This is a genomic window from Paracoccus lichenicola (assembly GCF_009708075.1).
In the GTDB taxonomy this organism is placed as follows: domain Bacteria; phylum Pseudomonadota; class Alphaproteobacteria; order Rhodobacterales; family Rhodobacteraceae; genus Paracoccus; species Paracoccus lichenicola.
Window position 1 is genome coordinate 1 of record NZ_WMBT01000026.1, and the last position, 14,800, is coordinate 14,800.

General features: G+C 59.9%; 19 protein-coding genes. 5 read left to right on the forward strand and 14 right to left on the reverse strand.

The genetic code is table 11. The annotated features are described in order from the left end of the window. Nucleotides 1-213 precede the first annotated feature (213 nt). A complete protein-coding gene (locus GIY56_RS17335) occupies nucleotides 214-873 on the forward strand; it encodes a L,D-transpeptidase (RefSeq protein WP_080623091.1) in 660 nt (219 codons plus the stop codon). A 105-nt stretch (nucleotides 874-978) separates the two neighbouring features. Here the strand turns inward: GIY56_RS17335 and GIY56_RS17340 are convergent, their stop codons facing one another. From GIY56_RS17340 to GIY56_RS17380, 9 genes are all read right to left on the reverse strand, one after another. Continuing rightward, a complete protein-coding gene (locus tag GIY56_RS17340; RefSeq protein ID WP_080623092.1) occupies nucleotides 979-1,503 on the reverse strand; it encodes a L,D-transpeptidase family protein in 525 nt (174 codons plus the stop codon). A gap of 33 nt (nucleotides 1,504-1,536) precedes the next feature. Further along, the gene (locus GIY56_RS17345; protein WP_080623093.1) at nucleotides 1,537-2,001 is read right to left on the reverse strand and encodes a DUF411 domain-containing protein; all 465 of its coding nucleotides are present in this window, start codon (nucleotides 1,999-2,001) and stop codon (nucleotides 1,537-1,539) included. Next, nucleotides 1,998-2,612 (reverse strand): SCO family protein, encoded by a 615-nt coding sequence (locus GIY56_RS17350; protein ID WP_080623094.1) that lies wholly within the window; start codon nucleotides 2,610-2,612, stop codon nucleotides 1,998-2,000. Before GIY56_RS17350 ends, GIY56_RS17345 begins: the two co-directional genes overlap by 4 nt. After that, nucleotides 2,594-3,070 (reverse strand): copper chaperone PCu(A)C, encoded by a 477-nt coding sequence (locus tag GIY56_RS17355; RefSeq protein ID WP_080623095.1) that lies wholly within the window; start codon nucleotides 3,068-3,070, stop codon nucleotides 2,594-2,596. The genes GIY56_RS17350 and GIY56_RS17355 overlap by 19 nt, the downstream gene beginning before the upstream one ends. After that, entirely contained in the window at nucleotides 3,067-3,654 is a 588-nt protein-coding gene (locus tag GIY56_RS17360; protein ID WP_105291658.1) for an SCO family protein, read from the reverse strand. Before GIY56_RS17360 ends, GIY56_RS17355 begins: the two co-directional genes overlap by 4 nt. Before the next feature lie 12 nt (nucleotides 3,655-3,666). After that, on the reverse strand, nucleotides 3,667-4,329 hold the full coding sequence (locus GIY56_RS17365) for a DsbA family protein (protein ID WP_080623096.1): 663 nt from the start codon (nucleotides 4,327-4,329) through the stop codon (nucleotides 3,667-3,669). Beyond that, nucleotides 4,326-4,772, reverse strand: coding sequence for a disulfide bond formation protein B (locus GIY56_RS17370; RefSeq protein ID WP_230312611.1), 447 nt, complete (start codon nucleotides 4,770-4,772; stop codon nucleotides 4,326-4,328). The genes GIY56_RS17365 and GIY56_RS17370 overlap by 4 nt, the downstream gene beginning before the upstream one ends. Nucleotides 4,773-4,835: 63 nt before the next feature. Next, nucleotides 4,836-6,017 carry a M23 family metallopeptidase gene (locus GIY56_RS17375; RefSeq protein WP_080623097.1) on the reverse strand — a complete coding sequence of 394 codons (1,182 nt, stop codon included), beginning with the start codon at nucleotides 6,015-6,017 and terminating at the stop codon, nucleotides 4,836-4,838. Between the two features lie 509 nt (nucleotides 6,018-6,526). Further along, nucleotides 6,527-6,961, reverse strand: coding sequence for a MerR family transcriptional regulator (locus tag GIY56_RS17380; protein ID WP_080623098.1), 435 nt, complete (start codon nucleotides 6,959-6,961; stop codon nucleotides 6,527-6,529). A gap of 89 nt (nucleotides 6,962-7,050) precedes the next feature. Here GIY56_RS17380 and GIY56_RS17385 point away from each other — a divergent pair, with 89 nt between their 5' ends. From GIY56_RS17385 to lspA, 3 genes are read left to right on the forward strand one after another with little or no spacing between them, the layout of a single operon-like run. Further along, nucleotides 7,051-9,306, forward strand: coding sequence for a heavy metal translocating P-type ATPase (locus tag GIY56_RS17385; protein ID WP_230312612.1), 2,256 nt, complete (start codon nucleotides 7,051-7,053; stop codon nucleotides 9,304-9,306). A gap of 4 nt (nucleotides 9,307-9,310) precedes the next feature. After that, complete coding sequence (locus GIY56_RS17390; protein WP_154766123.1) at nucleotides 9,311-9,934, forward strand: methyltransferase family protein; 624 nt, start codon at nucleotides 9,311-9,313, stop codon at nucleotides 9,932-9,934. Then, nucleotides 9,931-10,407 carry a signal peptidase II gene (lspA, locus tag GIY56_RS17395; RefSeq protein WP_080623101.1) on the forward strand — a complete coding sequence of 159 codons (477 nt, stop codon included), beginning with the start codon at nucleotides 9,931-9,933 and terminating at the stop codon, nucleotides 10,405-10,407. Before GIY56_RS17390 ends, lspA begins: the two co-directional genes overlap by 4 nt. 45 nt (nucleotides 10,408-10,452) lie before the next feature. Here the strand turns inward: lspA and mntR are convergent, their stop codons facing one another. Further along, on the reverse strand, nucleotides 10,453-10,905 hold the full coding sequence (gene mntR, locus GIY56_RS17400) for a manganese-binding transcriptional regulator MntR (RefSeq protein WP_080623102.1): 453 nt from the start codon (nucleotides 10,903-10,905) through the stop codon (nucleotides 10,453-10,455). A gap of 98 nt (nucleotides 10,906-11,003) precedes the next feature. On the opposite strand from mntR, the gene GIY56_RS17405 reads away from it, so the two are divergent. Further along, nucleotides 11,004-12,326 carry an Nramp family divalent metal transporter gene (locus tag GIY56_RS17405; RefSeq protein ID WP_080623103.1) on the forward strand — a complete coding sequence of 441 codons (1,323 nt, stop codon included), beginning with the start codon at nucleotides 11,004-11,006 and terminating at the stop codon, nucleotides 12,324-12,326. A 165-nt stretch (nucleotides 12,327-12,491) separates the two neighbouring features. Here the strand turns inward: GIY56_RS17405 and GIY56_RS17410 are convergent, their stop codons facing one another. From GIY56_RS17410 to GIY56_RS18665, 4 genes are all read right to left on the reverse strand, one after another. Next, nucleotides 12,492-13,577 carry a DUF475 domain-containing protein gene (locus GIY56_RS17410; RefSeq protein WP_080623104.1) on the reverse strand — a complete coding sequence of 362 codons (1,086 nt, stop codon included), beginning with the start codon at nucleotides 13,575-13,577 and terminating at the stop codon, nucleotides 12,492-12,494. 329 nt (nucleotides 13,578-13,906) lie between these two features. Next, on the reverse strand, nucleotides 13,907-14,200 hold the full coding sequence (locus GIY56_RS17415; RefSeq protein ID WP_080623105.1) for a type II toxin-antitoxin system RelE/ParE family toxin: 294 nt from the start codon (nucleotides 14,198-14,200) through the stop codon (nucleotides 13,907-13,909). Continuing rightward, a complete protein-coding gene (locus GIY56_RS17420; protein ID WP_080623106.1) occupies nucleotides 14,188-14,469 on the reverse strand; it encodes a CopG family ribbon-helix-helix protein in 282 nt (93 codons plus the stop codon). The genes GIY56_RS17415 and GIY56_RS17420 overlap by 13 nt, the downstream gene beginning before the upstream one ends. A 78-nt stretch (nucleotides 14,470-14,547) precedes the next feature. Further along, on the reverse strand, nucleotides 14,548-14,800 hold a 253-nt coding region (locus tag GIY56_RS18665; RefSeq protein WP_230312614.1), incomplete at its 5' end, for a hypothetical protein.

Consider the following 14,800-nt stretch of genomic DNA (forward strand, 5'->3'; position numbering starts at 1 on the left):
CGCGACGGCCTCCGCCAACTTCAAGCCGCCGCCTGATCAAGCGTCACCAACTTTTGCCCATATCTCCCTCGACAGCGATCAACTGCAGTGAGTCTCAACTGGAACGCACAGGATCTTGATCCACGCGGCATTTCGTCTTCTTGGTCAAACCCCCTGGGGCGAATAATCTTCTGCAATCGTTAGATAAACTTGTTGAAAAAAGCGAGGCAGTGAATGGTCCTGAAGGACACAGGTAGCGACCGACGGCGCTTTCTAGGTGGTCTGCTGGCCACAGCGGCGGTTCTGCCGGGCGGCGCCGTCTTGGCGCAGGGTTTTGATCCTTATACCGGGCAGCCTCTCTATGGCGGCCCCCCGACCGGCGGGGCGCCCGATCTCAGGGCCTATCAGGTTGATCCGAACGCAGATCCCAGGCGAAATCAGTCGTCGTTTCGCGCAAGGCATTGGAGCGAATTTTACCCAAGTTTGGGAAAGGGCGTGATCCTTGCGGATGTGACGTCGCGTGCAGTGCATTACTGGTCAGGGGATGGATCGATCAGTCTGGTCTTCCCGTGCTCTATCCCTGTTACTGAAGATCTGACGCGCCGGGGTGAGACTGAAATTGTCAGAAAGGCAAAGAATCCGCCTTGGACACCGACGCCGAGCATGCGGGAGAAGGATCCCAATCTGCCGCAGCGTGTAGAAGGCGGAAGTCCGGACAATCCCCTGGGACCTTACGGCCTCTATCTGTCATGGCCGGCCTATTTGATCCATGGCACGCATGACACACGCAAGATTGGCCGAAAATCCTCAAACGGCTGCTACGGACTCTATAATGAGCATATTACCCGGCTCTACGAGCTGGCGGAAATCGGAACGCAGGTGACGGTGTTCTAGAAGGCGATCGTTACAGAAGGACGCCAAGAACCTGGTCGCTGGCGTCCCTCCCAAAAGCCTCAAGAATGATGGAGCACAGCTTTCTGTGCTCGTCTCATTCCTCTGTCAGGCGTGAATCATGATCGGGGCGCCGAGCTGCAGCATGGCATAGACATCCTCGATCTCTTCGTCGCTGACGGTGATGCACCCAGCCGTCCAGTCCCGTTTCTGGCGCACCAGCTGGTTGCCTTCAGGCCCACGGCCATGGATCATGATATCCCCGCCCGGATCGCGACCTAATTGTTCCGCAAAAGCGCGGTCGCGCTCATTCGGATAGGATACGCCGACGGAAAGGTGGTACCGGCTGCGAGGATTGAAGCGGTCCACAAAATAAAGCCCCTCAGGCGTCTTGCCGTCGCCCTCGAACTGCTTGTGGCCGACCGGCTGAAATCCAAGGCCGAAATCATAAGCCTTCAGCACTGTCGTTCCGTTCAGAAGATACATCCGGCGCTGCCCTTTCTGAATGACGACCTGAGTGACCGGGGGACCGGAATAGACCTTGAACGTCGGTGTCTGCGGCGTCGGAGCGCCACAAGCCGCAAGGGTCGCCAAGGCTGCCAGGGAAAAATGACGCCGGTCTAAACTGGCCATTCAGGAATGCTCCGTTCTAGGTAAATGATCGATCTAAATGCCGTCGGCAGCGGGATAGCTGGTGAACACTTCGCTGCTTCCGTCTTTGCGTATCAACAACACGTCATACGCTTCGCGCTTGTCTTCGGGGCCCATGCCGGGGCTGCCATAGGGCATTCCGGGCACAGCCAAGCCCGCCGCATCGGGCCGTTCTTCCAGAAGCCTTCGGATATCCTGGGCGGGGACATGGCCTTCCAGGAAGTAGCCATCGATCTGGCCGGTGTGGCAGGAATAATGTTCGGCGGGAACGCCAAGCTCGATCTTGTGCTGGATCAGCAGGACACCGAAGCGGTCTTCGGAGGATACGTCGAAACCCTGCTGTTGCAGATACTCTGTCCATTTCACGCAGCATTCGCAGCCTTGTCCCTCAACAACATGAATGGTGGGGAAGACCTCCTGCGCCTCCAAGGATAAAGGTGCTGCCATCAGGGCAACTGCAATAAGCAAGGCATGTTTCATCCGATGGCTCTCCGAATTTTGGGCACCGCGAAGCGGCGCTCCTCATGAAAATCAATGGTGCTGGCAAGTTCACCCGAAGGCCGAAACACGAACACGCCGGAAGTATGGTTCATCGTGTAGTCCCCGTCATCTCGCGGCAGGCGGGTGTAGGTCACGTCGAAGGCTTCCGCGGCTTCGGCGACCGCATCAGCCGAGCCCGTCAAGCCGCGAATCCGGATATCGAAGTTCGACAAGTATTCGGCCAGGATCTCAGGGCTGTCCCGTTCAGGATCGACGGTAATCATGGCGACCCGGATTCGGTCTGCGTCCTGCCCCAGGCCCTCCAGCCAATCTGCAATATCCATCAACGTGGTTGGGCAGACATCCGGACACCAAGTGAAACCGAAGAAGACCATGCTGGCTTGGCTAAGCCAATCCTGCGGGACGACAGGATTGCCCTGATCATCGATTAGCCGCCACACCATCCGGGACAAGTCTGGCCGACCGCTCTCGGTTTCCCTGACGTCCGTCAGCCGACGCAGGTCGCCACTGCGCCATGCTCCGAGGCCCAGGGTAAAGCCGAATGCGCCCAGAAGGCCCGCACCGCCGAGGATCAGTTTGCGGCGTCGCATTGCGCCTCCTGCGCGCGTATTGACAGGATCTGGGTGTCGATCTCGACTGCCCCTGCCTGCTCGAAAGTCAGGGTGACAGGAAAGGACTGGCCTTCCGAAAGTGGCGTAGTCAATTCCATCAGCATGCCGTGGTAGCCGCCAGGTGACAGGGAGACCGTTTCACCTGCCGGGACCTCAACAGCCTCGACATGCGGCATCGTGGCGAGGCCGTCCTGGATGACGGTCTGGTGCAGCATCGGCATTCCTGCAACCAGTGTCTCGATCCCAACCAGACGATCATCGGCTTCACCGTCATTGCGGATCTCGACATAGAACGCAGCCGGCCGCTGGGCGCCTATTGTGGCACGCGACCAGGCCTTCGAGATCGTGAGATCGCCCGCCGTCACGCTGGCGCAATCGGCCGAGGCGAGCGCAGGAAGGAGCATCGCAAATCCAAAGGCAAACGCGAACACCTTCATGGTAGAATCCTTTTCTCGATATCCGCCAGTATTTCGGCAGCAGGGGTTTCATAGGCGAACTGGCGCAGCCATTCACCATCCGGACCGATCAAATACAGCCCCGAGCTGTGCGACATAGTGTAGCCGTCGGGTGCGGATGGATCCTCTTCGCGTCCAAAATAGATCTTGAAGCTGTTCGCAGCGTCCTTCGTGGCCGCATCGTCCCCCGACAAGCCAAGGATTGCCGGATGGAAGGCAGCCACATATTCAGTCAGGCCCTGTCTGCGGTCTCGCTCCGGGTCGATCGAGATGAACAAGGGTTGCACCCGGTCCGCCCCTTCGCCCAGATCGTCCATGACTTGGGCGACTTCGGACATCGTGGTCGGGCAGACATCCGGACAGTTCGTGAAGCCGAAGAAAACCAAGCTGAACTTTCCCCTGAAATCAACCATGGTATAGGTCTGACCCTTTCCGTCCTGAAGGGCAAAGTCAGGCCGAAGAGTTTCTGCGGACTTTTCCCGCCCTGTCCATTGTTGGACCGCTAAGGCCGCTCCCGCCACCAGGACCAATCCCCAAAGGGCCAGGCGGATTGTTCGAAGGCTCATTGGCGATGGGCCCTATCCAAGCTCGGAAATCGCGTTCGAGACCGATGCGCGCAGGTTCTTGATGCTGAGTTCAGCCAGCCGCTGGCCATTCACGAAGAAGGTGGGTGTTCCTTTGATCTGCATGGCCTGAACATCGGCCATCTCCTGATTCAGCACGCCAGTAATTTCGGGATGCAAGCGTTCGGACTCGGCGCGGGACAGATCAAGTCCGGCTTCCCCGGCCATCTTCCAGGCCAGATCCATGCGGGGCTGGCCATGAAGCGCCCAGGCAGGCTGCTGATCGAAGAGAATGTCCAACACCGGCTCGAAAAGGTTCTGACGACGCGCAACCTCCAGGATACGCACGGCCTCGTCCGAACCCTCGTGGAATGGCGTGTATCGCAACACCACGCGAAGCTGAATGGGATATTCACGACGCAGTTCGTTGATCACCGGATGAAAGGCTCGGCAGGCCTCGCAAGAAGGGTCGAAGAATTCCACCAGGGTAACTGGCGCATCGGCTGGACCAAGGATCGGCGAATAGGGCCGGATCAGCGCCTCGGGTTGTGCTTGCAGAGCGGCGCGCGCAGCTTCGGCCTGTTCGGCCTCTCGCTGACGCGTGACATACCATGAGCCTCCGGCAAATGTGCCTGCGCCCACAGCCAGGGCTCCTACAACGACGGTTCTTCGTTTCATGATGGCTTTCCTTTCATGACGTTCAGGCACAGCGCGATTGCCATAAAGCAACCGAGCGAAAGATAGGGAATGGGCAGTCCCAGGATGGTCATCTGGGTGCGGTCGGAACAGGATGGCCCGTCTTGGGTGCAAGGACTGACGCCTTCCGGAATTATCCCGGCGTAAAGTCCTGAATGCCATAGCGCGACCGCAAGTCCCGCCAGGACCAGTGGCAGTGCATAGATCCTTGCTGTCGCATCACCCCGCCAGAGGCCGACAGCCAGGATCGGCACCAGCGGGAACATCGCGATGCGTTGATACCAGCAGAGGATACAAGGGGTCTGGCCCAGAACCTCACCAATGAAGAGCGCGCCCAGCGTCGCGCCCAAGGCCATCAAGAAGGCGATGAGCAGAAGCGTCTCGGCGCGAGAGGTCGTGGAGTCACGCATGGGCAAGTCGAACATCGAACATAATCTCTGACTTCGTGTTGGGGCGTCCTGCCGGTCGGCAGCCATCTCCGGCTGCCATCAGCCTTTGTTCTCCACATTCGTGCGGATGAAGAACCCGGTCGCGACCCTTGCCGTCGCAAGCATCAACAGATCGCCTGGCTTGATCGCCATGGCGTGCAATGCCGGCGCTTCCTCTATGGGGTCTGTCGGCTGGCCATCGATACGAACTTCGTAGTGCAGGTTCGGCCCGCTCACGAGGCCCGTCGCACCGACATCGCCAATATGGTCATTCGCACTCGCCTGAGTGCCCCTCTCGATACCAGGAGCGAAGCGGGACAAATGGGCATAGCGGGTCACAACGCCGCCACCATGGTCAATATCGATGGTCCGGCCGTATCCCCGCATGGTTCCTGCAAAAATCACCCTGCCCGCCCCGGTCGCCCTGACAGGGGTGCCAATCTTTGCGGCGTAATCTACCCCGGTATGCATTCGCCCTACGCCAAGAACCGGGTGCTTTCGCTTGCCGAAGACCGAAGACAGACGCGCACCGATGACAGGGCGAGCGGTGTGTTGCACCGGCTTGCCATTCTTGAACAGAATGGCCGGTTCGTCCGGTGGACCTGCTACCAGTTCGTAAACATGCCCGTTCAGCTCCAGCCGGGCATAGGACAGCCGAGGCTCTCCCAGGATTGTTCCGTCAGGCAGAGCACTTTCCTGCCAGATCAGCGCCACGCGTTCTCCGCCCTTCAGGTCGCGGCGGAAATCGACTTGTCCCGCCAGGAACGCAGCAAGATCGACGGCAAAGCTCTCCGGCGCCTCTCGTTCTGCAAGCGCATCATAAAGCGGCCCGACAAGCACGAAGGCCTCGCGGCGATCTCGAACCTGGATCTGAGTGTTGACCAAGGCAGCCTCAAGAGGCTTGCTGAAATCGAGAACAATGTCGGTCCCGTTCTCGATCAACAACGACAGGCGCTCCAAACGGGCGGGATCATCTTCCGACACGCTCCATCTCAGCACCTGGCCAGGGGTCAAGGTCGACAGGTCGAAAACATCCGCAATAGCCAGTGCCGCCTCATTCCGCGTTTCTGCGGCTATTCCTGCACGAGACAGGATCGCGTCCAGCGTATCGCCCGCCACCACCTCGTGTTGCGAAAGATTGGCTGTTTGCCCCGCCGGGGGCGCAGGCTCGCTCAAGGTCTCGGCGTGCAGCGGCGCGGTTGCGGCAACAGCGCCGACAAGAAGCAGGGTTCGCAAGATCATCAAGTCTGATATCCCGTCAGATGTGGGAAGCGTCGCTTTGGCTGCAGGCGACAGCCAGCAAGCGGCAGCATTCCGGGTTCATGGCGTGAAAAGACGTCCGAGGCTTATTCCGACAAATGCTCCCAGCAGTCCGAAAGCAATTGCGTGAGCGATGGCATACTGGATTATATCCAGTCTGTTCCCGCCCAGTTGGCGGGCGCGGATTATCCCGCGCCAAACGCCCAGAATAGCCCCGAGGAGCGTCAGCATCTGTCCACTCGATGTCCGAAAGGCATCATTTTTGTCTGTCCTGCTCGTTGCGGCCGGTCGGCGCCTTCTGCAACCTCAAGCAGCTAGAGGTTCAAGCTAAATCTGGGAGGATCACAGATTTGTCAGTGGGTCGCGGCAAGGAAGGGAGATGCGGAGATGTTCCGGCCTATCGCAACGGGGAACAGCTTGCCGGCTACAGGAACTGGTGCGCGCGCGTTGACGCACCCGGACAATGCGCAGCGCAGGACGCGTGGCCTCCGTCAGGAAGTCGCCTCCTCGATCGCGTGGTCGGTGATGCACTGGGAGTGATCGCTGAGGACCTCAATGACCCGGCAGTCGGAAATCCTGTCGCCCGCGCATTGCACCACCATGCGCTCCAGCTCTGTCTTGAGTGCGGCAAGTCGGGCAAGGCGGCTTTCGACTTCGGCAAGCTGTGCCCTTGCGATGGCATCCGCTGCGGCGCAGGGCTGATCCGGATTGTCCGACAGGCTGAGCAGATCGCGGATTGCCTCCAGCGAAAATCCCAGGTCGCGTGCGTGACGGATGAAAACCAGACGCTCATGCGCCTTGTGGGTGTAAAGTCTCTGGTTGCCAGGACTGCGCTCGGCCTCCGGCAACAGGCCGATCTGCTCATAATAGCGGATCGTGGGGATCTTCACGCCGGTCGATGATCCGAGCTTTCCGATGGTCAGCATCAAGATTCTCCTTGAACCTATAGTAGCTAGAGCACTTAAAACCCTGATTCGATGATGGCAACCGCCCTGCTACGGCGGAGGAGAGAATGATGACGAAATCGGATCTGGCTGACGAAACCGTCTGCGACTGGACAGTGTCCGGCATGGATTGCGGATCATGTGCAGGCAAGATCAGAAACGCCGTGACCCGTTTGCCGGGAGTCAGCGGGGTCGAGGTGGGCATCATGTCCGAACGTCTTCGCCTGACCCTGGACGAAAACAAGACTGGCCGGGAGCAGGTCGAAAAGACCGTGCGAGCTTTGGGATACGGGATCAAGCCACGCGGGGCCGAGAAGAAGGAGTTCGTCCTTCCTGGTGCGGCATCCGATGCCAATCACGAGGCGCATGATCACGCACGCCCCGCTGGAGCCGAGGCCGCTCATTCCGGGCATGGCAGTCCCGGCCATGTCCATGACGATCCAGCCGATCGCGGCAAGAACTGGTATCAGACCGGAAAGGGCAGACTGGTCATCTTCACCGGCCTGCTGCTGGCTGCGGCCTGGGGCGTGGAGCTGTTCGCGCCTCGCATTGGTGCCTGGGCATTCGTCGCGGCCTGCCTGATCGGCGTTGCCCCCATCGCCCGCCGCGCCTTTGCTGCGGCGCGATCCGGCCAGTTCTTCACCATCGAGGGGCTGATGACAGTCGCTGCCATCGGCGCGCTGTTCATCAATGCAGCGGAAGAAGCTGCACTGGTTGTGTTCTTGTTTGCCGTGGGCGAAGTCCTTGAGGGCGTCGCCGCAAGCAAGGCTCGCAACGGCATCCGCGCATTGGCCGATCTGGTTCCGAAAACGGCGCTGCTGGAGGAAAACGGCACGACACGCGAAGTCGCCGCCGCCAGTCTTCAGGTGGGCCAGACCGTTCTGATCCGGCCGGGCGATCGGATCCCGGCCGACGGAGAGATCATCGAAGGCATATCCGGTGTCGATGAAAGCCCGGTAACAGGGGAAAGCGTGCCCGCCACACGCGGTCCGGGGGAGAGGGTCTTCGCGGGCTCGATCAACACCGAGGCCGTGCTGCGCGTCACCGTGACCAAGGCCGCCCAGGACAACACCATTTCCCGTATCATCCGTCTTGTCGAAGAAGCCGAGGAGGCGCGTGCGCCGACTGAACGCTTCATCGACCGTTTCAGCCGCTGGTATATGCCCGCCATCGTCGCGGTCGCGGTCCTTGTGGTCGTGGTGCCCCCTCTGGTCTTGGGCCAGTCCTGGGATACCTGGATCTATCGCGGGCTGGCGCTGCTGCTGATCGGCTGTCCCTGCGCGTTGGTGATCTCGGTTCCTGCTTCCATCGCGTCGGCGCTCTCTACCGGCGCCCGGCGAGGTTTGCTGATGAAGGGGGGTGCGGTGATCGAGGCGGCCGCCAAGGTCTCGAAGGTCGCATTCGACAAGACCGGCACCCTGACCCATGGCCGTCCGCAAGTCACCGATCTGGTTCCGTTCGGGCACACGACCGAGGCGCAGCTGCTTGAGGTGGCGGCAGGTGTCGAAAGCGGATCCAGCCATCCGCTTGCCGTGGCTATCCTGAACAGGGCCGAAACGGCCGGCGTCCAGGCCCTTCCCGCCCGCGATGCGCGCGCGCTGGCGGGACGGGGCGTCGTCGCCACAGTGGGGGATGCGCCGGCTTGGGTGACCTCGCCTCGGCATGCCTCCGAAAATGGCGGGCTGGATGGACTCGGTCTGCGACAAGCAACCGTGTTCGAGGAGCAGGGAAAGACTGCCGTGGCCGTTTATCGCGAAGGCATTCCGCTTGGCCTTATTGCCATGCGCGACGAACCCCGTGCCGACGCTGCAGAAGCGGTACGCCAGTTGTCGGCCATGGGCATCACATCGACCATCCTGACAGGGGATAACCCCCGCACCGCCGCGGCTATTGCCGAAGGTCTGGGCATGCAGTTCCAGGCCGACATGATGCCCGAGGACAAGCTCGGCGCAATCCGCGAGATGAACGAACAGGGCGGCGTGATGATGATCGGTGATGGCATCAATGATGCCCCTGCCCTCAAGCAGGCCAGCATCGGGGTAGCCATGGGATCGGGCACCGACGTGGCGCTGGAGACCGCCGACGCGGCGATCCTGCGCGACCGGGTGACCGACATTCCCGCGCAGATCCGCCTTGCCCGCGCGGCCATGGCCAATATTCGGCAGAACGTGACCATCGCGCTTGGCTTGAAAGCGGTCTTCCTTGTGACAACAGTGCTGGGGATCACCGGCCTTTGGATTGCCATCCTTGCCGATACCGGGGCTACAGTGCTTGTCACGCTGAACGCGCTCCGCCTGCTGGGCTTCAATCCCGAGCGCGAAGGCTGAGGCCATGCTGTCAGGGTTTGGCTGGTCTGTGCTGGCGCTGTTGGTGGGCTATCTGCTGCTCTTTTTCTGGGGCAGCGCCTTGGCGGCTCAGACAGCAAGAACGTCGATCTGGCTCTTTGGCCAAGCCAGGGGACGCGATCGCTGGGCAGCGTTTGGCTTTCGGGCGGCCTTTGTTCTGGGATTTTTCGGCCCGCTGCTCTGGCTGGCCTGGCCCGCCCTGCACAAGATTGACCCTTTTTGGACCGGGGGTGAGGCGGTGGCGCTTGGCCTGCTCGGCGTCTTCATTGCTGGGACCGGCGCAATGCTCGCCTTCGCCGCGCAGATGTCGATGGGCAGCTCGTGGCGTGTGGGTGTCGCCGAGGGTGCAACGGGCCCCCTTGTGTCAGGCGGGCTTTATCGTTTCAGCCGCAACCCGACCTTTGTGGGTCAGTTCATGCTGCTTGCGGGAGTGGGTCTTGCCATTCCTGCAGTTCCCACGTTTCTCGCTCCGATGCTCTTTCTTTGGTCGGCTGCCACACAGGTTCGATCCGAGGAAACCGCGCTGCAGCAGGCGTTGGGACGAGACTATGACCATTATCTCAAGACTGTGCCGCGCTGGATCGGCTTTCACCGGAGAAACGAAACATGAAGGCGACCCCCATCATTCTCCTGATTGGTGCCACGGTGCTGGCAGATCAGGCCACCAAGACGGTGGCACTGTTGCTGCTTTCTCCCGGAGAGATCCTGTCTGTTGTTCCAGGGTTCAATGTGACGCTTGGCTTCAACGAAGGAGCCAGTTTTGGCATGATGTCGGGTGCCATGGCGGGACGGCCGCTGCTCATGGCAGCACTGACGGGCGGGCTCGCCTTGATGTTCGCGATTATGGCGTTTCGTGCGGAAAGCCTACGTGAGCGGACAGGTCTTGCGCTGATCGTGGGCGGTGCGCTCGGCAACATCATCGATCGACTGCGGCAGGGTGCGGTCACCGATTTTCTCGATCTCTACTGGCGGAATTGGCACTGGCCCACGTTCAACGGCGCCGATATCGCAATCACGCTCGGGGCCTTGCTGGTCTTCACCGTATGGCTTCGCCCATCGAAATCCAAGGAACCTGCGTTTTAACCGGAGCAAGGCTATGAAGCAGGACAGGCCGAGTTGCACGCCAGTCTACACCTGATCGGCGTAAGCCTCGAACAAAGCCAATGTCCGTTCACTGACGTGATGCTCGATGCCTTCGGCGTCTCGTTCAGCCGTCTCGGCATCAAGGCCGAGGCGGATCAAGAAGCGCAGGACAATCTCGTGCCGGCGGCGGCATTCATGAGCCAGGGCACGCCCCTTCTCCGTCAAAAAGACCGAGCGGTATCGTTCGCGGGTGATGAGTCCCTCCCTGGCCAGCCGGTCCAGTGCCTTGGTCACCGTTGGCGCGCGCACACCCATGCGCGCAGCGATGGCGACAGGCCGGGCCTCTCCGTGCTCGTGGATGAGCTCGGCGATAAGTTCGACGTAATCCTCCGCCAGTTCATTGCGCCGTGCGCTGCGCACTTCTTGAAAGGCCTCGGCGCGACTGTCGGCGGGACGGGGTTCATCAGTGGCTGCAGTGGAAGAGCTATCACATGTCATTGGAGGAACTGTTGCACATCGGAGATTGACAGGCAAAGACAAAGGGTAAATTCTTAGCCAAGACTAACTTTTTTGAGTGTTCTGGAAAGTTGCAGCCCATGTCATCAAAAGCCTGGCGCCAAGAGCGCGACACTCCATCCCTTTCCGAGGTTTTCCGCACGATTGCCGTAGGTGGTGGAGTGACGCCTTTCCGCCGCTTTCTGTCCTTTGTCGGTCCGGGCTATCTGGTCGCCGTCGGATACATGGATCCGGGTAATTGGGCGACCTCGTTGGCAGGAGGAGCGGCCTTCGGTTACACGCTGCTGTTCGTGGCGCTGCTGTCCAACATCATGGCCATACTCCTGCAGTCGTTGTGCGCACGCCTTGCAGTGGCCTCAGGGCGGGATTTGGCGCAAGCCTGTCGAGACGCTTATCCCAGGTGGGTATCCATCCCCCTGTGGATCTTTGCCGAACTGGCGATCATTGCAACCGATCTGGCCGAGGTGATTGGCACCGCAATCGGCCTGAACCTGCTGTTCGGCATCCCGCTTGAGATCGGGATCTTCATCACCGCAGCTGATGTGTTCCTGATCCTGTGGCTTCAGAACAAGGGCTTTCGGTGGATCGAGGCGCTCATCATCGCGCTGTTGGGGACGATCACGGCCTGTTTCGCAGTGCTGATCGCGCTCGCTGATCCAGAATGGGGCGCCGTGATCGCGGGTTTTGCGCCAAGCCGCGAGATCATCGGAAATCCCGACATGCTGTATCTTGCACTTGGGATCATTGGCGCGACCGTAATGCCGCACAACCTGTATCTCCATTCCGGGATTGTGCAGACCCGCGCCTATGGCCTCGACCTGCCATCAAAACGCGAGGCGCTGCGCCTGGCGACGTGGGATTCAACCATCGCGCTGATGTTCGCGCTGACCATCAATGCCTCGATCCTGATCCTGGCAGCGGCGGCGTTTCATACCGTCGGTGAGACCGACGTGGCCGAGATCGACAAGGCGCATCTGCTGCTGGAGCCATTGCTGGGATCCTCGATCGCGCCCGTCCTGTTCGGACTGGCGTTGCTGTGTTCGGGACTGAATTCGACCGTCACCGCAACCATGGCAGGTCAGATCGTGATGGAGGGCTTTATCAGGCTGCGGCTGAAACCCTGGTTGCGGCGGGTGATTACTCGGGGGTTCGCGATCCTGCCGGCAACGGTGGTGATCCTGCTTTATGGCAGCGAAGGCACCGGCCAACTGCTGATCCTCAGTCAGGTCGTGCTGTCCTTCCAATTGCCCTTTGCGATCGTACCACTGGTCATGTTCACGGCCAGCCGCGCCAAGATGGGAGCGATGGTGTCGCCTAAATGGCTGACCGCGCTTTGCGCCCTGATCGCCATCACGATCATCGTGCTCAACGTGAACCTGCTCGCGACGGTGATGGTGGGATAAACGTCGCGCATCACGGAGCCCGAGATCCGCCGCACAACTGGATCGATTTCACCTGGCGAGTAATTGTTCCTGGTCAAGGAGATCTATGAGGATCTTAAAGAAAGCTCTATTGGGCGTGGCAATGGACAGCTGCCGGCTACGGAATGATCCGCAGCCGGCAAGCCTTTACTCTTTGTTCTGTTCGGTTCTGCGGTTCCAATGGATGGAGGACCACAGCGACACACCAATCAACGCGGCACCGCCGAGGCCGGTGATGACCTCAGGAATTCGGACAAAGGACTGCAGGAACATGATCAACGAAAGCATAATGATGGCGTAAAAGGCACCGTGTTCGAGATACCGGTATTGAGCAAGCGTGCCCTTCTCGACCAGCATGATGGTCATGGAGCGCACATACATCGCCCCGATCCCCAGACCGATGGCAATGATGAACAGGTTCTGCGTCAAAGCAAATGCCCCGATCACGCCGTCAAAGCTGAAGGACGCGTCCAGGACTTCGAGATAAAGGAAGGCTCCCAGTCCCCCTTTGGCGCCCGCAACCAGGGTTTCCTGGGTGCTGTCCAGAAGCCCGCCCAGGACCTCGACCAGCAGGAAGGTCAGCAGGCCCCAGATGGCGGACTTGAAGAAGACCTCGGATTCGGCGGGCTCCAGGAAGCGCGAGAAGATCAGGACTAGGGACAGCACCACCGCTACCTCGATCCCACGAATGGTGGCGTATTTCTGCATCTTGGCTTCCAGCCACCGCACCCAGTGGACGTCCTTCTCGTGGTCGAAGAAGAAGGACAGGCCGACCATCATCAGGAAGGTGCCGCCAAAGGCCGCGATGGGCAAATGGGCATCATGCATGATGCGCGCATATTCCTCGGGCTGTGCGGCTGCCAGCACCACGGCTTCCCACGGCCCGATCTTGGCGGCGATCACCACGATCAGAAGCGGGAAGACGATCCGCATGCCGAAAACGGCGATGATGATGCCCCAGGTCAGAAACCGATGCTGCCATTCCGGCGTCATTTCCTTCAACTTGTTGGCATTGACGATGGCGTTGTCGAAGGACAGCGAGATTTCGAGGACCGCCAGGACCAGGCAGATGAAGAAGATGGTCAGCATGCCACCAAGCGTGCCGGTCATCTGCCAGCCCAGATAGGCTCCGAGCAGCAGGCCTACCGCCGTGACGATGAAGGCCCAGGTGAAATAGTGAAGGATTGGCCGGGCGTCAGTGCGCGGGCCATGGGGAGACAGTCCGTTTTCCATGAGGAAAGGATCCAGGCGGCTGGTTCAGGATCAGTGCCGACATCGCGAATGTGCCGCCACATCCGCCAGAGGGGCCCGGTCACCCAATCTGCATCCGCGATCTGCGAATAAGGCGCATTTGAACGATTTTATGACGTCACGCAAGTTTCGCTGCAAACGTGAGGAGGACCAAGGTTCGACGTGTTGCAGGGGCTGGCTTTTATTAAGCTTCTAATATCATGAATTTTATCTGTGAAAGTTGCCCCAAACTGAGAGGGCAATTTTACTCAAAAATGAGTAACCTGTTCTTCTGCAAATGCTGCCGAGAAGATGAAAGCAGGCGCTTTGGCTTAATAATACCCGGCTTCGCGCTGATGCCTGACTGCCAGAACAACGGCCAGATCATCATCGACACGGTAAAGAACGACATAGCCGCTATCCCCGAACGGGATCAACCATTCCCGAAAAGCCGGCTCCATCTTGTCGGCCGGACGACCGACTCCCGGATGCGCGGACACGATCTGCATCCCCTCGCGGATTGCGCGCACGGCACGGGCTGCCGCTTCAAGGTTCTTCGGCGCAAGAAAGCGATAACATCGCTGGACACCCTGTAGCGCCTCTGGTGTCCAGATCAGTTGTGGCATTCAGGCGGTTCCACGTCCTGCCCGGCCTCAAGCTGCGCTAGCCAGTCGTCCGCCTCCGTATGTGTCACATGCAGGCCCGAACCTTGATAGGTCGCCCAAGCGGTCAGAGCCTCTTGTCGGAATGCTTCGCGCTTTTCTTCGCGCTCGACGTATTGGGCAATAGCTTCACGCATCAGGTAATGGGGAGAACGGTGTTGTGCCTTGGCAAGCTCCCGCACACGGGCATGAACATCTGCGTCCAGCTTCACAGCGACAGGGTGGGCAGGCATGGAACCTCTCCGGTATCAAGAAGTAATACCTATAATAGCGCACTTCTACAAGCATGTCAGTCCCAGTGTTTCCTTGCTTCAGGTGGCCAACTGACAGAACTGCTGAAAGGGACGCAGCTCGGGCCTGACTGACTGTTGCGGATTATGCTTCTCGACGCCGTTCCGGATAGTCACCATGCTAATGGTCGGTATTGGGGCTGCGCCGCTGATCCTCTGTCTGGCATCCTGTACTGCAATGCGCGGAGCTGTCCGAAAGGGGATCCAGACCGTGTGAAAACCCGGAGGAATTGCAGGGAACTCGGTCCGTTTGTTCTGCTCGTCATCTTGTGCG